16 protein-coding genes are annotated in these 16,041 nt (G+C 67.0%); 14 read left to right on the top strand and 2 right to left on the bottom strand.

Translation table 11 applies throughout. The features are described 5' to 3' along the window. The first annotated feature begins 26 nt into the window (after positions 1 to 26). From glmS to groL, 9 genes are all read left to right on the top strand, one after another. Positions 27 to 1,898, top strand: a complete 1,872-nt coding sequence (gene glmS / locus CMASS_RS02050) for a glutamine--fructose-6-phosphate transaminase (isomerizing) (RefSeq protein ID WP_022862699.1) — start codon at positions 27 to 29, stop codon at positions 1,896 to 1,898. Positions 1,899 to 1,908: 10 nt separating this feature from the next. Continuing rightward, positions 1,909 to 3,021: an alanine racemase gene (gene alr / locus CMASS_RS02055; protein ID WP_022862698.1), complete on the top strand. Its 1,113-nt coding sequence runs from the start codon at positions 1,909 to 1,911 to the stop codon at positions 3,019 to 3,021. After that, positions 3,014 to 3,505, top strand: a complete 492-nt coding sequence (tsaE, locus tag CMASS_RS02060) for a tRNA (adenosine(37)-N6)-threonylcarbamoyltransferase complex ATPase subunit type 1 TsaE (protein WP_022862697.1) — start codon at positions 3,014 to 3,016, stop codon at positions 3,503 to 3,505. Before alr ends, tsaE begins: the two co-directional genes overlap by 8 nt. 41 nt (positions 3,506 to 3,546) lie before the next feature. Next, positions 3,547 to 4,026, top strand: a complete 480-nt coding sequence (locus tag CMASS_RS02065; RefSeq protein ID WP_022862696.1) for a hypothetical protein — start codon at positions 3,547 to 3,549, stop codon at positions 4,024 to 4,026. Further along, positions 4,026 to 4,781: a tRNA (adenosine(37)-N6)-threonylcarbamoyltransferase complex dimerization subunit type 1 TsaB gene (gene tsaB, locus CMASS_RS02070; RefSeq protein WP_022862695.1), complete on the top strand. Its 756-nt coding sequence runs from the start codon at positions 4,026 to 4,028 to the stop codon at positions 4,779 to 4,781. The genes CMASS_RS02065 and tsaB overlap by 1 nt, the downstream gene beginning before the upstream one ends. A gap of 2 nt (positions 4,782 to 4,783) precedes the next feature. After that, positions 4,784 to 5,341 carry a ribosomal protein S18-alanine N-acetyltransferase gene (gene rimI, locus CMASS_RS02075; RefSeq protein ID WP_022862694.1) on the top strand — a complete coding sequence of 186 codons (558 nt, stop codon included), beginning with the start codon at positions 4,784 to 4,786 and terminating at the stop codon, positions 5,339 to 5,341. Then, positions 5,334 to 6,386: a tRNA (adenosine(37)-N6)-threonylcarbamoyltransferase complex transferase subunit TsaD gene (gene tsaD / locus CMASS_RS02080; protein ID WP_022862693.1), complete on the top strand. Its 1,053-nt coding sequence runs from the start codon at positions 5,334 to 5,336 to the stop codon at positions 6,384 to 6,386. The genes rimI and tsaD overlap by 8 nt, the downstream gene beginning before the upstream one ends. Positions 6,387 to 6,731: 345 nt before the next feature. Continuing rightward, positions 6,732 to 7,025 carry a co-chaperone GroES gene (groES, locus tag CMASS_RS02085; protein ID WP_027018598.1) on the top strand — a complete coding sequence of 98 codons (294 nt, stop codon included), beginning with the start codon at positions 6,732 to 6,734 and terminating at the stop codon, positions 7,023 to 7,025. A gap of 26 nt (positions 7,026 to 7,051) precedes the next feature. Continuing rightward, the gene (gene groL / locus CMASS_RS02090) at positions 7,052 to 8,668 is read left to right on the top strand and encodes a chaperonin GroEL (RefSeq protein WP_022862692.1); all 1,617 of its coding nucleotides are present in this window, start codon (positions 7,052 to 7,054) and stop codon (positions 8,666 to 8,668) included. Between the two features lie 151 nt (positions 8,669 to 8,819). Here groL and CMASS_RS02095 read toward each other — a convergent pair whose 3' ends face one another. After that, positions 8,820 to 9,143: a WhiB family transcriptional regulator gene (locus CMASS_RS02095; protein WP_022862691.1), complete on the bottom strand. Its 324-nt coding sequence runs from the start codon at positions 9,141 to 9,143 to the stop codon at positions 8,820 to 8,822. A 190-nt stretch (positions 9,144 to 9,333) separates the two neighbouring features. Here CMASS_RS02095 and CMASS_RS02100 point away from each other — a divergent pair, with 190 nt between their 5' ends. Both CMASS_RS02100 and CMASS_RS02105 read left to right on the top strand, forming a co-directional pair. Next, positions 9,334 to 9,918, top strand: a complete 585-nt coding sequence (locus tag CMASS_RS02100) for a sigma-70 family RNA polymerase sigma factor (protein WP_022862690.1) — start codon at positions 9,334 to 9,336, stop codon at positions 9,916 to 9,918. Between the two features lie 68 nt (positions 9,919 to 9,986). Next, a complete protein-coding gene (locus CMASS_RS02105; RefSeq protein WP_022862689.1) occupies positions 9,987 to 10,871 on the top strand; it encodes a hypothetical protein in 885 nt (294 codons plus the stop codon). A 49-nt stretch (positions 10,872 to 10,920) separates the two neighbouring features. Here CMASS_RS02105 and CMASS_RS02110 read toward each other — a convergent pair whose 3' ends face one another. Then, positions 10,921 to 11,292, bottom strand: coding sequence for a DUF5319 domain-containing protein (locus CMASS_RS02110; protein ID WP_022862688.1), 372 nt, complete (start codon positions 11,290 to 11,292; stop codon positions 10,921 to 10,923). A gap of 168 nt (positions 11,293 to 11,460) precedes the next feature. Here CMASS_RS02110 and guaB point away from each other — a divergent pair, with 168 nt between their 5' ends. The 3 genes from guaB to CMASS_RS02125 are packed head-to-tail and all read left to right on the top strand — an operon-like array spanning position 11,461 to position 16,027. Further along, positions 11,461 to 12,981, top strand: a complete 1,521-nt coding sequence (guaB, locus tag CMASS_RS02115) for an IMP dehydrogenase (RefSeq protein ID WP_022862687.1) — start codon at positions 11,461 to 11,463, stop codon at positions 12,979 to 12,981. Between the two features lie 25 nt (positions 12,982 to 13,006). Then, complete coding sequence (locus CMASS_RS02120; RefSeq protein WP_022862686.1) at positions 13,007 to 14,149, top strand: GuaB3 family IMP dehydrogenase-related protein; 1,143 nt, start codon at positions 13,007 to 13,009, stop codon at positions 14,147 to 14,149. Between the two features lie 21 nt (positions 14,150 to 14,170). Further along, on the top strand, positions 14,171 to 16,027 hold the full coding sequence (locus tag CMASS_RS02125) for an APC family permease (RefSeq protein ID WP_022862685.1): 1,857 nt from the start codon (positions 14,171 to 14,173) through the stop codon (positions 16,025 to 16,027). Positions 16,028 to 16,041 lie beyond the last annotated feature (14 nt).

Raw genomic sequence — 16,041 nt, forward strand, 5'->3', positions numbered from 1 at the left:
GCGGTCGTGCTGTAAAATTTGCGGCCATGTGTGGAATCGTCGGATATGTCGGCCAGCCCGCGGCCGACCGGGACTACTTTGCTCTTGACGTGGTGATGGAAGGCCTGCGCCGCCTGGAATACCGCGGATACGACTCCGCTGGTGTGGCCATGTACTCCGAAAACGGAGTGGAATGGCGCAAGAAGGCCGGCAAGGTCGCCGCCTTGGAAGAAGAAATCGACAACCGCCCGCTGCAGGACTCTGTGCTGGGCATCGGGCACACGCGGTGGGCCACCCACGGCGCCCCGACGGACGCCAACGCCCACCCGCACGTGGTCGACGACGGGAAACTCGCTCTGGTGCACAACGGCATCATTGAAAACTTCACCGAGCTGAAAAACGAGCTTACGGAGAAGGGCTACGAGTTCCGCTCGGAGACCGACACCGAGGTTGCCGCGGTGCTGCTTGGCGATGTCCTGCATAACCAGGCCGCAGGCGACCTCACCCGGGCTATGCAGCTGACCTGTAAGCGTTTCGCCGGCGCCTTTACGCTGCTCGCCATCTCGGCGGATGCCCCGGACCGCATCGTCGCCGCCCGCCGTGACTCGCCGCTCGTGGTCGGCGTCGGCGAAGACGAGATGTTCTTGGGCTCGGACGTATCCGGGTTCATTGACTACACCAAGACCGCCGTGGAAATCGACAACGACCGCGTGGTCACCATCACCGCCGATGGCTACGAGGTCACCGACTACGACGGCACCGAGGTCGAAGGCCGCAAGTTCGAGATCAAGTGGGACGCCGCCCAGGCCGAAAAGGGCGGTTTCGACTCCTTCATGGAAAAGGAAATCCACGATCAGCCGGCGGCCGTGCGCGACACCCTGCTGGGCCGTTTCGACGACGACGGACACCTGATGCTCGACGAGCTGCGTATCGATGAGTCGATCCTCAAATCCATCGACAAGATCATCGTCGTCGCCTGCGGCACCGCCGCCTACGCCGGGCACGTGGCGCGCTACGCCATCGAGCACTGGTGCCGCATCCCGTGCGAGGTCGAACTCGCCCACGAGTTCCGCTACCGCGACCCGATCGTCAACGAAAAGACCCTGGTCGTGGCCATGTCCCAGTCGGGCGAGACCATGGACACGCTCATGGCGGTGCGCCACGCCCGCGAGCAGGGCGCGAAGGTCATCGCCATCTGCAATACCCAGGGCGCGTCCATCCCGCGCGAGTCGGACGCGGTGCTCTACACCCACGCCGGCCCGGAGATCGCCGTGGCCTCCACCAAGGCCTTTCTGGCCCAGATCACTGCGACCTACCTGTTGGGCCTGTACCTGGCCCAGCTGCGAGGCAACAAGTTCGCCGACGAGGTGGAATCCATCCTGGCCGAGCTGCGCGACATGCCGGACAAGATTCAGCAGGTCATCGACGGGGAAAAGCAGGTCGCCGAGCTGGCCGAAACGCGGCACGACGCCGAGTCGGTCCTCTTCCTGGGCCGCCACGTGGGCTTCCCGGTCGCCCTCGAGGGCGCGCTGAAGCTGAAGGAAATCGCCTACCTGCACGCCGAGGGCTTTGCCGCCGGCGAGCTCAAGCACGGGCCGATCGCGCTCATCGAGGAGGGCCAGCCGGTCTTCGTCATCGTGCCGTCGCCGCGCGGGCGCGACTCACTGCACGCCAAGGTGGTCTCCAACATCCAGGAGATCCGCGCTCGCGGCGCGGTGGCCGTGGTCATCGCGGAGGAAGGCGACACCGCGGTCGAGGAGTTTGCGAACCACATCATCCGCATCCCGCAGACCCCGACGCTCCTGCAGCCGCTGGTGGCCACGGTGCCGCTGCAGATCTTCGCCTGCAACGTCGCCGGCTCCAAGGGCTACAACGTCGATCAGCCGCGCAACTTGGCCAAGTCCGTCACGGTGGAGTAAACCGAGACGCATGTCTTTGTTGCGGGCCCGCGTCGATCTGGACGCCATTGCAAACAATGTCCACACGGTGAAAACCCTCCTCGGGGAGGGCACACGCCTGATGTGCGTGGTCAAGGCCAACGCCTACGGCCACGGGGCCCTGCGTGTCGCACAGGCGATGGACGCTGCCGGGGCGGAGGCCTTCGGGGTGGCCACCATCGCGGAGGCGCTCCGGTTGCGGGAAGGCGGCATCGACAAGCCGGTGCTCGCCTGGATCTGGGATCCGCGCGAGGACTTGTCCGACGCCCTGTCCGCCGGCGTTGAGCTGGCTGCCGCGTCGCCCGCGCACGTCGACGCCCTCATCCGCGCCGGGATCCCCGCCCGTATCTGCGTTGAGGTCGAAACCGGCATGTGCCGCGCCGGCGTGGACGAGAAGGACTGGGACGCGGTCTTTCGCCGGCTCGCCGCCACCGACCACCTCACCGTGACCGGGCTGATGTCCCACCTCGCCTGCGCGGACGAGGTGGACCACCCGCACAACAACACCCAGCGCGACGCGTTCGAGCGTGCGCTGCGAAGCGCCCACGCCGCTGGGCTCGAGTGCTCGGTCAACCACCTGGGCAACTCCGCGGCCGCGCTCACCCGCCCGGACCTGCGCTACCAACAGGTGCGCTGCGGGCTCGCGCTGTACGGGTACGAGCCGGCGCCTGGCCACGATCACGGGCTCCGCCCGGCGATGACCTGGGCGGCTGACGTCGTCAGCTTAAAGCCCGTCCAGCCGGGGGACGCGGTGAGCTACGGGTTGACCTGGCAGGCGGATAAGCCCGGGTGGCTCGCGAACATTCCGGTGGGCTACGCCGACGGGCTGCCGCGCCGGGCGCAGGGCGCGCTGGAGATCGGCATCGGCGGCCGCCGCTACCCGCAGGTCGGGCGGGTGTGCATGGACCAGATCATGGTGGACCTCGGCGATAACCCGGCCGGGGTGTCCGCAGGCGACGAGGCGGTGGTCTTCGGCCCAGGCGGTATGAGCGCCGACGAGCTGGCGGCAAAGCTCGATACGATCAGCTACGAAGTGTTGACGTGGCCCGGTTCGAATCGCCGGACCGCGCGGGACTACTGCGGCAAGGAGCGTGACGATGCGTGAGACCTTCCCACGGCAGGGCACCGAACTAGCTCGCACCGCCGCCGACGCGAAGGCGCTCGGGGAGCGGCTGGGCGCAGCAGTGGAAGCCGGCGACGTCGTCGTGCTGGACGGCCCGCTCGGGGCGGGAAAGACCACCTTCACCCAGGGCATTGCCCGCGGCATGCAGGTCAAAGGCAGGGTCACGTCGCCGACGTTCATCATCGCCCGCGAGCACCGCTCCACGGTAGGCGGCCCGGCGCTGGTCCACGTTGACGCCTACCGCCTTTTGGATGGGCTCGACACCGGGGAAGGCGCGGCCAGCGGCGATCCGCTCGGCGAGCTCGACGCGCTCGACCTCGATACCGATCTGGAGGAGGCCGTGGTCGTGGTCGAGTGGGGAGAAGGCCTCGCGGAACGCCTGTCCACCGGCTACCTGGCCGTGCGCATCGACCGCGAAGCCGCCGATGAGACCCGTGCGTTCGCCTGGCACTGGCACGGCGGTTAGAGTATCAACCGTTCATAATCTGCGTTGAGGAGCTTTTCAAAGTGCACCTATCCAAACTTGGTCGTGTCATCGCTACCGTTGTCGTAGCACTGTTCGCGTTGGGCCTTATCGGCCTTGTCGTCTCGGCGGCTAACCGCGACGACTCCGGTTACGTGGGCTCGCTGGAAAACAAGCTCAAGCACATGGACGAGGAAAACCTGCGCGCGACCGCTATCGCGCCGGTGGACGTCTATGGCGACGACTGGCCACTGGCCGGCATCATCTGCCCGGGCACCCCGACCGATGACGTGGAAAAGATGTACGAGGTGGACGCCAAGAAGTTGGGCATTAAGGGCGAATCCGTCCCAGCGGATGAGAACCTCGTGCTGCTACTCAACCAGGACGGCGAGACCAAGGTCGACCACATCAAGACCGACAAGGTCAACATGTGCTCCGCCGGCTCGCCGGGGCCGATGGATGCGCGCACGCTCATCCCGTTCATGAAGGATCAGCACGGTACCTGGGTTATCCCGGCAAACTAATGCGCGTACTTGCCATCGATACGGCGACCACCGACTTGGTCACCGGCGTGGTCGATGCCGGCCCCGGCCTCGACCACGAAGATCCGAAGGTTTTTGACGGCGTCATCCCGGACACCCGGGCCCACAACGAGCGGTTGGTGCCCACCATCGGCACGCTGCTTGCCGATGCCCACCTCACCTACGCCGATCTCGACGCCGTCGTCGTCGGCTGCGGGCCGGGGCCATTTACCGGCCTGCGCGTCGGCATGGCGACCGGGCAGGCCATCGCCCAGGCACTCAGTATCCCCTGCTACGGGGTCTGTTCCCACGACGCGATGGCCGCCCAGGTGTTCGCGGCGGTCTCGGAGGAGACCCGCACGGTGCTCGTGGCGACCGATGCCCGCCGCAAAGAAATGTACTTCGCGGTCTACCAGCGCGACGGTGACAGCACCTTCGCACGGGTGATGGGCCCCAGCGTGGCCCGGCCTGAGGATGCGGCCGACGCCATGGCGGGCTGCCCCGACATCGACGCCGTGTTCATCCCGGAGCAACTCGGTGACCGGCTACCGGCAGGCTTGCGCGAGCGCGTGGTCGGTGAGGTCACCCCGCGAGCGAAGCAGCTCGTCGAGGTTGCCGATTTCAGCGCTGAACCGCAGCCGCTGGAGCCGATGTATCTGCGCCGCCCCGATGCTAAGGAGCCGCCGGCGGTGCGTTCCTCGGTGGCGCTGACCTCGCGGGACCAGCGCAGCTCGGGCGCAGACGGGGCTGCGGAGTAGCCGTGGCCCTCGAACTGCGCGAGTTGGCGGCCGCGGACGCGGAGCGCTGCGCGGAGCTCGACGTTCTGCTCTTCCCTGGCGAGACCCCGTGGAGCGCGAGCGCGTTCCGCGCGGAGTTTTCCCAGCCGCACAATTTCTACTTCGGCGTGGAAGACACCGAGCTTAGCCTGCTGGTGGGGTACGCGGGCATCGGCATGCTCGGCCCGGCATGCGACCCGGAGTTCGAGATCCACACCATCGGCACCGACCCGGACCACCAGCGGCGCGGCATCGGCCGGATGATGATGGACAACATTTGCCACATCGCCGACCTCAAGGCCGCGCCGATTTTCCTAGAAGTCCGGGTGGGCAACGAGGCGGCCATTTCCATGTACGAGCGCTACGGCTTCGAGATGATGGGCATCCGGCGGAATTACTACCAGCCGTCGGGCGCGGATGCGCACACGATGCGTCGCCCCAGCGGTGCCGGGGCGACGGATAGCAGTGCGGTGGGCAGCGGTTCTGCGGGCAGCGGTTCTGCGGGCCTTAAGCAGCCGATTACACTAAAACCCCATGACTGATAGCACGATCGTCCTCGGCATCGAATCCTCCTGCGACGAGACCGGCGTGGGCATCGTCCGCATCGACGCGGACGGCCACCTCGAGGTCCTCGCGGACGCAGTGGCGTCTTCCATGCAGGAGCACGCGCGCTTCGGCGGCGTCGTACCGGAGATCGCCTCGCGCGCCCACCTGGAGGCCATGCCCCAGGTGATGCGGGCGGCGCTGGATGAGGCGGGCATCGAAAAGCCGGATGCGGTGGCGGCGACGGTCGGTCCCGGGCTGGCCGGGGCGCTGCTCGTCGGGGCGTCGGCGGCGAAGGGCTACGCCGCAGCCTGGGGCGTTCCTTTCTACGGTGTGAACCACCTGGGTGGGCACGTGGCGGTGGCGAATCTCGAAGGCGACGCCCTGCCGCACTCGGTGGCGCTTTTGGTGTCGGGCGGCCACACGCAGCTGCTCGAGGTTGAAAGTGTCGGTCGTCCGCTGCGGGAGCTGGGCTCCACGCTTGACGATGCCGCCGGCGAAGCCTACGACAAAGTCTCCCGCCTGCTGGGGCTGGGGTATCCGGGCGGGCCGGTCATCGACAAGCTGGCGCGGAAGGGCGCGGCGACCATCGATTTCCCGCGGGGGCTCTCGCGCGCGGAGGACCTGCGCGGCGAGCACCGCCACGACTTTTCGTTCTCGGGGTTAAAGACCGCCGTTGCGCGCTACGTGGAAAAGGCCGAAGCGGAAGGCCGCACCGTCGACATCGAAGACCTGTGCGCGTCGTTCCAGGAGGCGGTGTGCGACGTGCTGACGGCCAAGGCGGTGCGCGCGTGCGCGGACACTGGGGTGCAGACGCTGCTGCTTGGCGGGGGAGTTGCGGCGAATTCGCGGCTGCGCGAGCTGGCCGCCGAGCGCTGTGCTGACGCCGGGATTGAGCTGCGCGTGCCCAAGTTCAAGCTGTGCACTGACAACGGCGTCATGATTGCCGCGCTGGGCGCGCAGGTTATCCACGAGGGCGCGCAGCCGTCCGAACTCACCGCCGGCACCGACACCCAGCTCGAGGTCGAGGTGCCGGTGGTCTAGGCCGCCGCTTCAGTTGCTGCCGGCAAGCAGCGCGAGATAACAGGATTTTTCGGCTCGATCTCGCACGATCTGGGGTGAAAAATCCCGTAAACACGCGCCGGGGCAACGTTCCGCGGTGGCGCGGGTGGCCGCTGGAGGCCAGCGGCGCTGGCGTGCGCGCAGATAAGCCCGATATAGGGCGCGGGCAGGGGATACGTGACTGTTGAGACTTAGCAGTCACCGCGGTAGAGTGCCAGACAGGTTGTTTGGCCCACAGTTGTTCACCCGCGACGACGGCTGTGCTGGACTTTTGCAACCGGCACAACACTGACTAACCGTCTGCAGATTTCATACGGAGGAATCATCATGGCACAGATCAAGCCGCTGGAGGACAAGGTCCTCGTCCAGATCGTCGAGGCTGAAACCACCACCGCATCCGGCCTGGTCATCCCGGACTCCGCGCAGGAGAAGCCGCAGGAAGCCACCGTCATTGCCGTCGGCCCGGGCCGCACCAACGACAAGGGCGAGACCCAGCCGGTGGGCGTCAACGAGGGTGACACCGTCATCTTCTCCAAGTTCGGCGGCACCGAGCTGAAGTACGACGGCGAGGAGTACCTCCTTCTGTCCGCTCGTGACCTGCTCGCTGTCATCGAGAAGTAAAGAAAGTACAGGAGGTTTCAGCCACTATGGCTAAGCTCATTGCTTTCGACCAGGAAGCCCGCGAGGGCATCCAGCGCGGCGTGGACACCTTGGCCGATACCGTCAAGGTCACCCTGGGCCCGCGCGGCCGCAATGTCGTGCTCACCAAGTCTTTCGGTGGCCCGACCGTCACCAACGACGGCGTGACTATCGCCCGCGACATCGAGGTGGAGGACCCCTTCGAGAACCTCGGTGCGCAGCTGGTGAAGTCCGTGGCCGTCAAGACCAACGACATCGCCGGTGACGGCACCACCACCGCGACCCTGCTCGCCCAGTCCCTCATCTTCGAGGGCCTGCGCAACGTCGCGGCCGGGGCCAACCCGATCGAGCTCAACCGCGGCATCGCGGCGGCTGCCGAGAAGGCTGTTGAAGAGCTGAAGAAGCGTGCGACGCCGGTGAACTCGGCATCGGAAATCGCGCAGGTTGCCACCGTGTCCTCCCGCGACTCCGAGGTCGGCGACATGGTCGCCGGCGCGATGGACAAAGTGGGCAAGGACGGCGTGGTTACCGTCGAGGAGTCCCAGTCCATGGACTCCAGCGTGGATGTGACCGAGGGCGTGTCCTTCGACAAGGGCTACCTGTCGCCGTACTTCGTCACCGACACCGATGCGCACCAGGCCGTGCTTGACGATGCCCACGTGCTCCTCGTCCGCAACAAGATCTCCTCGCTGCCGGACTTCCTGCCGCTGCTGGAGAAGATCGCGGAAAGTGGCAAGCCGGTGCTCGTCATCGCCGAGGACGTCGAGGGCGAGCCGCTGCAGGCACTCGTGGTCAACTCCCTGCGCAAGGCGCTCAAGGTCGTTGCTGTGAAGTCGCCGTACTTCGGTGACCGCCGCAAGGCGTTCATGGACGACCTCGCCGTGGTGACCGGCGCGACCGTCGTCGACCCGGAGGTGGGCATCAACCTCAAGGACGCCGACACCAGCGTCCTGGGCTCCGCCCGCCGCGTCACCGTGACCAAGGACGAGACCGTCATCGTGGACGGCGCCGGCTCCGCTGAGGCTGTCGACGAGCGCCGCGGGCAGATCCGCCGCGAGATCGAGCGCACCGACTCCTCCTGGGACAAGGAGAAGCTCGAGGAGCGCCTGGCCAAGCTGTCCGGCGGCGTCGCCGTCATCCGCGTCGGCGCGGCCACCGAGACCGAGCTGAACGAGCGCAAGCTGCGCGTCGAGGACGCCATCAACGCTGCTCGCGCGGCGGTCCAGGAGGGCGTCATCGCCGGTGGCGGTTCCGCGCTCGTGCAGATCGCCAAGGAACTCAACGCTTACGCCGACGAGTTCGAAGGTGACGCCAAGGTCGGCGTGCTGTCCGTGGCTAAGGCCCTGACCCGCCCGGCGTACTGGATCGCTTCCAACGCTGGTCTGGACGGCGCCGTGGTCACCTCCCGCGTGGCTGAGCTGCCGAACGGTGAGGGCTTCAACGCCGACACCCTGGAGTACGGCAACCTCGTGGAGTCCGGCATCATCGACCCGGTGAAGGTCACCCACTCCGCCGTGGTTAACGCCACCTCCGTCGCCCGCATGGTGCTGACCACCGAGGCGTCCGTGGTGGAAAAGCCGGCCGAGGAGGAGTCCTCTGAGGCTGGTCACGGCCACCACCACTAAGGGAACTATTGGCCGCAGGCCAAGCGTCCCGTTAGTGGGAAACCCGTTGGCCGGGGAGGCTGCGCAGTAAGGGCCCGCGCTCAGAAAGCTATAGAGAGCGCGGGCCCTTTCGTGCGCGCGGTGAGCGTGCGCGCGGCTCGGCGGACTGTGACTAGACGGTGACCGCGGCGCGCTTGCGTGGCTTGTGCTTGCGCTGCAGGGCGCGGGCGCGCAGTTCCTTGTTGCGCTCGCCCTCGGACATGCCGCCCCACACGCCGTAGGGCTCGGCGGACTCCAAGGCGTGCTCGCGGCAGAGGCTGATGACGGGGCAGGTGTGGCAGATGGCCTTCGCGCGGTTTTCGCGTTCGGCGCGGGCGCGGCCGCGTTCCCCGTCCGGGTGGTAAAAGACCTCTGAGTTTTCTCCCCGGCATGCCCCGCGGAGCTGCCAGTCCCAGAAATCCGTATTCGGCCCCGGAAGGTTCTGCGGTAAAGCCACTTTGCTTATTCTCCTGTACACGTCACGCGGATACTGACCGACGTTGAGTGTGGCGCGCGTGAGTAAACTACGGGTGTCCACAGGGTGACGCTTGGGTGAGAAGGTGTGAAAAGTCCGTTAATCCACTGAAATTGCGTAACGGTGATCTATAAACCTGGGATAGGCCTCTGGAGTAGAAAGGCAGGAGCGTGTGGCTGAGACCGACGACGAACTCGCGGAACTCGTACCGCGTGCCGTAGAGGGCGATTCCCGAGCGCTCCAGCGCATCATCCGCATCGTGCACCCGCAGGTGCTGCGCTACTGCCGCGCCCGCGTCGGCGGTGGCCGGCAGCCGACCGCGGAGGATATTGCGCAGGAGACCTGCCTGGCAGTGGCCACGTCGATCCACAAGTACGTCGACATGGGCCGGCCGTTTATGGCGTATGTCTACGGCATTGCGTTTAACAAGGTCACCGACGCGCACCGCTCGATGGGGCGGGATAAGTCCTCGCCGATGGACGAAGTCCCCGAACACGCGGATACCGCTTATTCGCCGGAAGAAGCCGCCTTGGTGGGCGATAGCAGTAACAGAGTCCGCGCGCTACTCGATACGTTAAGTGAACGTGCGCGCGAGATTATTATCCTGCGCGTTTTCGTCGGGCTCAGCGCGGATGACACGGCAGAAATCGTCGGTTCTACCCCCGGTGCTGTGCGAGTGGCGCAACACCGCGCTCTCACGCAGCTGCGCAAGCGGCTTAACCCGGCGGAGTTCGGGATCCGTGAACACCATCAGTAGATGGGCCTTAGCCCACGCCACCAGGACCGTGCCCATAATCAATCGACCGCCAGGAAGGAGAGGGGACAATGAGCCACGACGCTCGCAGTGATCTCGATGCGCTGCGTACAAGCGACGAGTTCCTCACCGCCCTTTCCCACGGTGCGGATCCTTCCGCAGGTGAAGACGAACTCGCGGGCCTGCTGCTCGATGCGCGCCGCGATATTGAAGCGCCCATGCCGGACGCGCCGGATGTTACGGCAGTAGCTAGCGGCGCCTCGGCTGGCGATGCGCCTGCCCACGGCGGGGCGTCGGTGACCGAGTTGGCACCGCGGCATCGGCACGCGCGGCACCAGCGCGGTCATTTCTCCCTGAAGAACCACCCGCTGGTGTCCGGGATGATCGGCGCTGCCGCCGCCACGCTGCTCATCGCGGGCGTGGGCGCTGCCGGTTTCAACGTGGGCGAGCCGAAGGGATCGGTGTCCGAGGTGGAATTGGCCGGCGAGCTGGAGGAGCTGGAGAAGGCCTCGGAAAGCGGGGATCACGGTGCGGTGATGGAACGCGTCGCCGAGATGCGGCGCCGCTTAGGGCTGCCGGAGACGGCGACGAAGACGGAAACGCGCACCCGCACCCAGTCCGTGGCGCCCGAGCAGGAGACCGTCGTGGAGACGGAAACCCGCGAGGCCGATCCCGCCAAGGGGCCCAGCGACAAGCCGCAGCAGGACCAGTCGGCGCGGCCCGAGCGCGAGACCGTGACCCAGACCGTCGGCGGGGGCGCGGACGCACCAGGTGCGGCGGACTCGGCACCCGAGCGGGCGACCGCCACCGAGACCGTTGTCGTCACCGAGACGGTGACCGTGGCAAACGGCACGACCGAGGGGTCGGTGCGGGCGCCGGAGAACGCGCCAGAAGACCCGGCTGAGCCGACGGATCTGGAGGATCTGACGGGCGCGCCGCACTCCGCGACGGAGTAGCTCGGGCCCCGACCGGAGCTTGGGGGCGGGGCAGTGAGTTAGCGGTGAGTTACCGCGCGTCGAGCCCGTCCATGAAACCGATGGCGTAATCCCACGGGACATAGCGCATGGGGTTGGGCTCCGCACCGGGCTCGTGCACCGGGGCGAGCTCGCCGTTCAAGGTGGCGCGCATGTTGGACGCCATGATGTCCCACTCGTAGTAGTGGTACTCGTCGCAGTCCTCGCACAGGAAGAAGATCCCGTCGATGCCGCGCGGGCCTAAGTGGCGCGCGAACTCCTCGACGAGCGCCAGATCGCGGATGAGGCCGACGCGCTCCTCGTTGCTCAGCGGCTCTGCCTGTGCCTCTTCTTCGAGGAAGGAGGCGGGATCATTTGGATCGTCGGCAAATGGGTCGCGGGGCATGTTGGCGAAGAAATTCACCCCCGCAAGCCTATTGCCCGCGCGCAGCGTTGACAATTTATATGTGCGCGGAATTGTCGCTCCGCCCCGCAGGTATGCCGCAGCGGGGAGAGACATTAAGGTAAGTAGCTAACTGCGAGTTTCGGTCAGCCTCGCTGCACACCCCTCAAGGTTAGGAGATATACCGCAATGTCCACCCAGCGTATTGCCACCGGCGGCGACGATCCCGACAAGATTTTCCTCAAGGGACTTACCTTCGACGACGTGTTGCTCCTGCCCGCGGAGTCCAACGTCATCCCGTCTGAGGTGGACACCTCCGCGCAATTTACTCGCAACATCCGCCTGGGCATGCCGCTGGCGTCTGCGGCGATGGACACGGTCACTGAAGCCCGCATGGCCATCGCCATGGCCCGCCAGGGCGGCATCGGCGTGCTGCACCGCAACCTGTCCACTCAGGAGCAGGCGGAGCAGGTGGAGACGGTGAAGCGCTCCGAGTCCGGCATGGTCACCGATCCGGTGACCGCGCGGCCGGACATGACTCTCGAAGAGGTCGACGCGCTGTGCGCCCGCTTCCGCATCTCCGGGCTGCCGGTGGTGGACGAGAACGGCACCCTGGTGGGTATTTGCACTAACCGCGATATGCGCTTCGAGCCGGATTTCCAGCGCAAGGTCGCCGATGTGATGACCCCGATGCCGCTGGTCGTGGCCGAGGAGGGTGTGACCAAGGACAAGGCGCTGAAGCTGCTGAGCACCCAGAAGGTGGAAAAGCTGCCCATCGTCGCCGAGGGCAACAAGCTGGTCGGCCTCATCACCGTCAAGGACTTCGTGAAGACGGAGCAGTACCCGAATGCCTCGAAGGATGACTCCGGCCGCCTGCTCGTTGCCGCGGGTATCGGCACCGGCGAGGAGTCCTACGAGCGTGCAGGTGCGCTTGTCGATGCCGGGGTGGACGTCCTCATCGTCGACTCTGCACACGCCCACAACAACCGCGTACTGGAGATGGTCTCCCGCGTCAAGCAGGACTTCGGCGACAAAGTCGACGTCATCGGCGGCAACCTGGCTACCCGCTCTGCGGCGCAGGCCATGGTAGAGGCCGGCGCGGACGGCGTGAAGGTCGGCATCGGACCAGGCTCCATCTGCACGACCCGCGTCGTGGCCGGCGTCGGCGCGCCGCAGATCACCGCGATTATGGAGGCCGCGGCCGCCTGCTCCAAGGCGGGCGTGCCGGTCATCGCCGATGGCGGCATGCAGTACTCCGGCGACATCGCCAAGGCACTGGCCGCCGGCGCTGACTCGGTCATGCTCGGTTCCATGCTCGCGGGCACCAAGGAGGCCCCGGGTGACATCGTCGTGGTGGGCGGCAAGCAGTACAAGCGCTACCGCGGCATGGGCTCGATGGGCGCCATGCAGGGCCGTGGCCTGACCGGAGAGAAGCGCTCCTACTCCAAGGACCGCTACTTCCAGGCGGACGTGCGCTCCGAGGACAAGCTCGTGCCGGAGGGCGTGGAAGGCAAGGTGCCTTACCGCGGCGAGATCGAGCAGATCACCCACCAGATCGTGGGCGGTCTGCGCGCGGCGATGGGCTACACCGGCTCCGCCACCATCGACGAGCTGAAGACCAAGCGGTTCGTGCAGATCACCTCTGCAGGGCTGGTGGAATCCCACCCGCACCACCTGCAGCAGACGATGGAAGCCCCGAACTACCGCTAAGTATTTTCAAAGGAACGATTCCCACGTGCGTGACAACGTAGAAATTGGCCTGGGCCGCGAGGCGCGCCGCACCTATGACCTGGACGATATTTCCATCCTGCCCACCCGCCGGACCCGCTCGTCCAAGGATGTAGACACGACCTGGAATATCGACGCCTACACCTTCGATATCCCGCTCGCGTCGCACCCGACCGACGCGCTGGCCACCCCGGAGTTCGTCATCGAGATGGGCAAGCAGGGCGGCCTCGGCATCATCAACGCCGAGGGCCTGTGGGGCCGCCACGCCGACTTGGACGAGGCCATCGCTAAGGTCTGCGCCTCCCCGGAGGACCTGAGTGTGCTGCAACAGCTGCACCGCGCCGAGCTGGACACGGACCTTCTCACCGAGCGCATCGGGCAGGTGCGTGATTCCGGCGTCATCGTGGCGGTGCGCGTCTCCCCGCAGCGGGCGCGGGAGCTCGCCCCGGTGGTCATCGCCGCTGGCGCGGATCTCCTGGTCATCCAGGGCACTCTCATCTCCGCCGAGCACGTGGCCACCGGCGGCGAGCCGCTCAACCTGAAGGAGTTCATCGGCTCGCTCGACGTTCCGGTCATCGCGGGCGGCGTGGCCGACTACACCACCGCCATCCACCTGATGCGCACCGGCGCGGCCGGCGTCATCGTGGGCGGCGGCGTGAACACGAACCCGGCCACCGTGGCCATTGACGTGCCGTTGGCCACCGCGATTGCCGATGTCGCCGCCGCGCGCCGCGACTACCTCGACGAGACCGGCGGCCGGTACGTGCACATCCTGGCCGATGACCGGCTGGATAGCTCCGCGGACATCGTCAAGTCCATTGCCTGCGGCGCCGATGCCGTCGTGCTCGGCCCGCTGCTCGCCCAGGCGGCTGAGGCCGGCGGGCAGGGCTTTTACTGGCCGTCGGCGGCCGGGCACCCGCGGTACCCGCGCGGCATCATCGAATACGCCGGGGTGCTCCCGGGCGATCTGGACGCCGATTACGCCGGGGGTAACACGCCCGCTGCCCCCAGTCTGGAGACCGTTCTGCACGGCCCGTCGAACGAGCCTTTCGGTCAATTAAACCTGGTGGGCGGCCTGCGCCGTGCGTTGGCAAAGTGCGGTTATACGGATCTCAAATCGTTCCAAAAGGTGGGACTTGCGGTTCGCTAGCAAGGGAGTAGATTCCCTGGGGTGAATCGCAATGCGTCGTTGACACGCCCGCAGCCACTGCGGCGGGATAACTTCTCCGCGCAGCGGCGGCGCACCACGCAGGAGTACGCCTGGCCGAAGGTCATGTGCCTGTCCGGCGTGGACTATTTCTCTACCCTCGGCTACCAGCCCGGCATCGCCGTCGCGGCGGCCGGGGCGCTGGCGCCCATCGCCACGCTCGTCTTGGTCGCCGTCACCCTTTTGGGCGTCGTGCCCGTCTACCGGCACGTCGCCGCCCGCTCCCCGCACGGGCTGGGATCCATTTCCCTCCTGGAAAGCCTCGTCGCCGGGTGGCGCGGCAAATTCGTCGTGCTCGTTCTGCTCGGCTTCGCCATGACGGACTTCATCATCACGATGACGCTGTCCTCGGCGGACGCCTCCGCGCACCTTCTCGGCACCTCGAACTCGCCGTGGCAGCTGCCCGTCACCTTGGCGCTCATTGCGGCGCTTACCGCGGTTTTCCTCCGCGGCTTCCGCGAGGCGGTGGCCGTGGCTACGGTGCTGGTGGGCACCTTCGTCGCGCTGACGCTCGTGGTGCTCGTGGCCGCGGGCGTGGACATCGCCCACCACCCGGAGGTTTTTTCCCACTGGGCTGACTCGCTGACGCAGCGCAGCTCCAACCCGGCGATGATCGCCCTGCTCGCCCTCGTGGTCTTCCCCAAACTGGCGCTGGGTCTGTCCGGGTTTGAGGCCGGCGTGTCCGTCATGCCGCTCATCCGCGCGCAGGATCTGGGCCAGCGCATCGTGCGCGCCAAGCACCTGTTGGCTACCTCCGCCATCGCGATGTCGACCCTGCTCGTCGTCTCTTCCTGGGCGGTGAGCCTGCTCATCCCGCCGGAGGAATTCGCCGCGGGCGGCTCGGCCAATGGCCGCGCGCTGGCGTGGCTCGCGCACCACGAGCTCGGCGAAGGTTTCGGCCACGTCTACGACGCCTTCACGGTGGCCATCTTGTGGTTCGCGGGTGCCTCGGCGATGTCAGGCCTGCTCGCGCTCATCCCAAAGTACCTGCCGCGCTACGGCATGGCCCCGGAGTGGGCGAAGCGCTCCCGGCCGATGGTGCTCATCCTGTCCGCCATCGCGGTGGCCGTCACCTTAGCGTTCCGCGCCGATGTCGACCGCCAGGCCGGCGCGTATGCCACCGGCGTGTTGGTAGTGCTCACCGCGGGCGCGGCCGCCGTGACGGTGCTGCTCAAAGGCTGGCACCGCAAGATAGCCGGGGTCACGTTCGCGGTGCTGGTCCTGACCCTGGTGGTTAACGTGGTCGAGCGGCCCGACGGGCTGCGCGTCGCCGCGTTTTTCATCGTCGGCATCGTGGTCATCTCGCTCGCCTCGCGTGTGTGGCGCTCCTACGAGGTGCGCGGCGAGGACGCCACCGTGGACGCCACCGCCCGCGACATTCTGGAGCGCTGCGCGCGGGGCGGGGAAGTGGTGCTCGTGCCGTGGCGCGGGCTTATCCCGCTGGCGGAAAAGGAAGAGCGCGTGCGCCGACTCAACCACTTGAGCGCCGCCGACCCGGTCTTCGTGGAGATCAAGCTGCGCGACCCGTCCCAGTTCGCCGTGCCCATCGCGATTAAGGGCGAGGTGGACGCCGAGGGCCGCGCGGTGCTCATCGCGGAGGCCACCTCGGTGCCCAACGCGGTGGCGGTCACGGCCATGGAGGCGGAACGCATCGCGGGCCTGCAGCCCGACGTGTACTTCGAGTGGTCCCCGGGCACCCCGTGGCGTGAGATGTTCCGCTTCATCTTCTTGGGCACGGGGCAAAACGCGGTGGTCACCCGCGAGATGCTGCGCCGCGCGGTGCCCGATATTGAGCGGCGTCCGCGCATCCACCTCTGCTAGTTCGAGGGCGCGAG

The sequence above is a fragment of the Corynebacterium massiliense DSM 45435 genome (assembly GCF_028609805.1).
GTDB lineage: Bacteria > Actinomycetota > Actinomycetes > Mycobacteriales > Mycobacteriaceae > Corynebacterium > Corynebacterium massiliense.

What these genes read in the sequence shown, in the direction of transcription:
- glmS (WP_022862699.1), top strand. Translation starts at nt 27, where the DNA reads ATGTGTGGAATCGTCGGATATGTCGGCCAGCCCGCGGCCGACCGGGAC.
- alr (WP_022862698.1), top strand. Translation starts at nt 1,909, where the DNA reads ATGTCTTTGTTGCGGGCCCGCGTCGATCTGGACGCCATTGCAAACAAT.
- tsaE (WP_022862697.1), top strand. Translation starts at nt 3,014, where the DNA reads ATGCGTGAGACCTTCCCACGGCAGGGCACCGAACTAGCTCGCACCGCC.
- tsaB (WP_022862695.1), top strand. Translation starts at nt 4,026, where the DNA reads ATGCGCGTACTTGCCATCGATACGGCGACCACCGACTTGGTCACCGGC.
- tsaD (WP_022862693.1), top strand. Translation starts at nt 5,334, where the DNA reads ATGACTGATAGCACGATCGTCCTCGGCATCGAATCCTCCTGCGACGAG.
- groES (WP_027018598.1), top strand. Translation starts at nt 6,732, where the DNA reads ATGGCACAGATCAAGCCGCTGGAGGACAAGGTCCTCGTCCAGATCGTC.
- groL (WP_022862692.1), top strand. Translation starts at nt 7,052, where the DNA reads ATGGCTAAGCTCATTGCTTTCGACCAGGAAGCCCGCGAGGGCATCCAG.
- CMASS_RS02105 (WP_022862689.1), top strand. Translation starts at nt 9,987, where the DNA reads ATGAGCCACGACGCTCGCAGTGATCTCGATGCGCTGCGTACAAGCGAC.
- guaB (WP_022862687.1), top strand. Translation starts at nt 11,461, where the DNA reads ATGTCCACCCAGCGTATTGCCACCGGCGGCGACGATCCCGACAAGATT.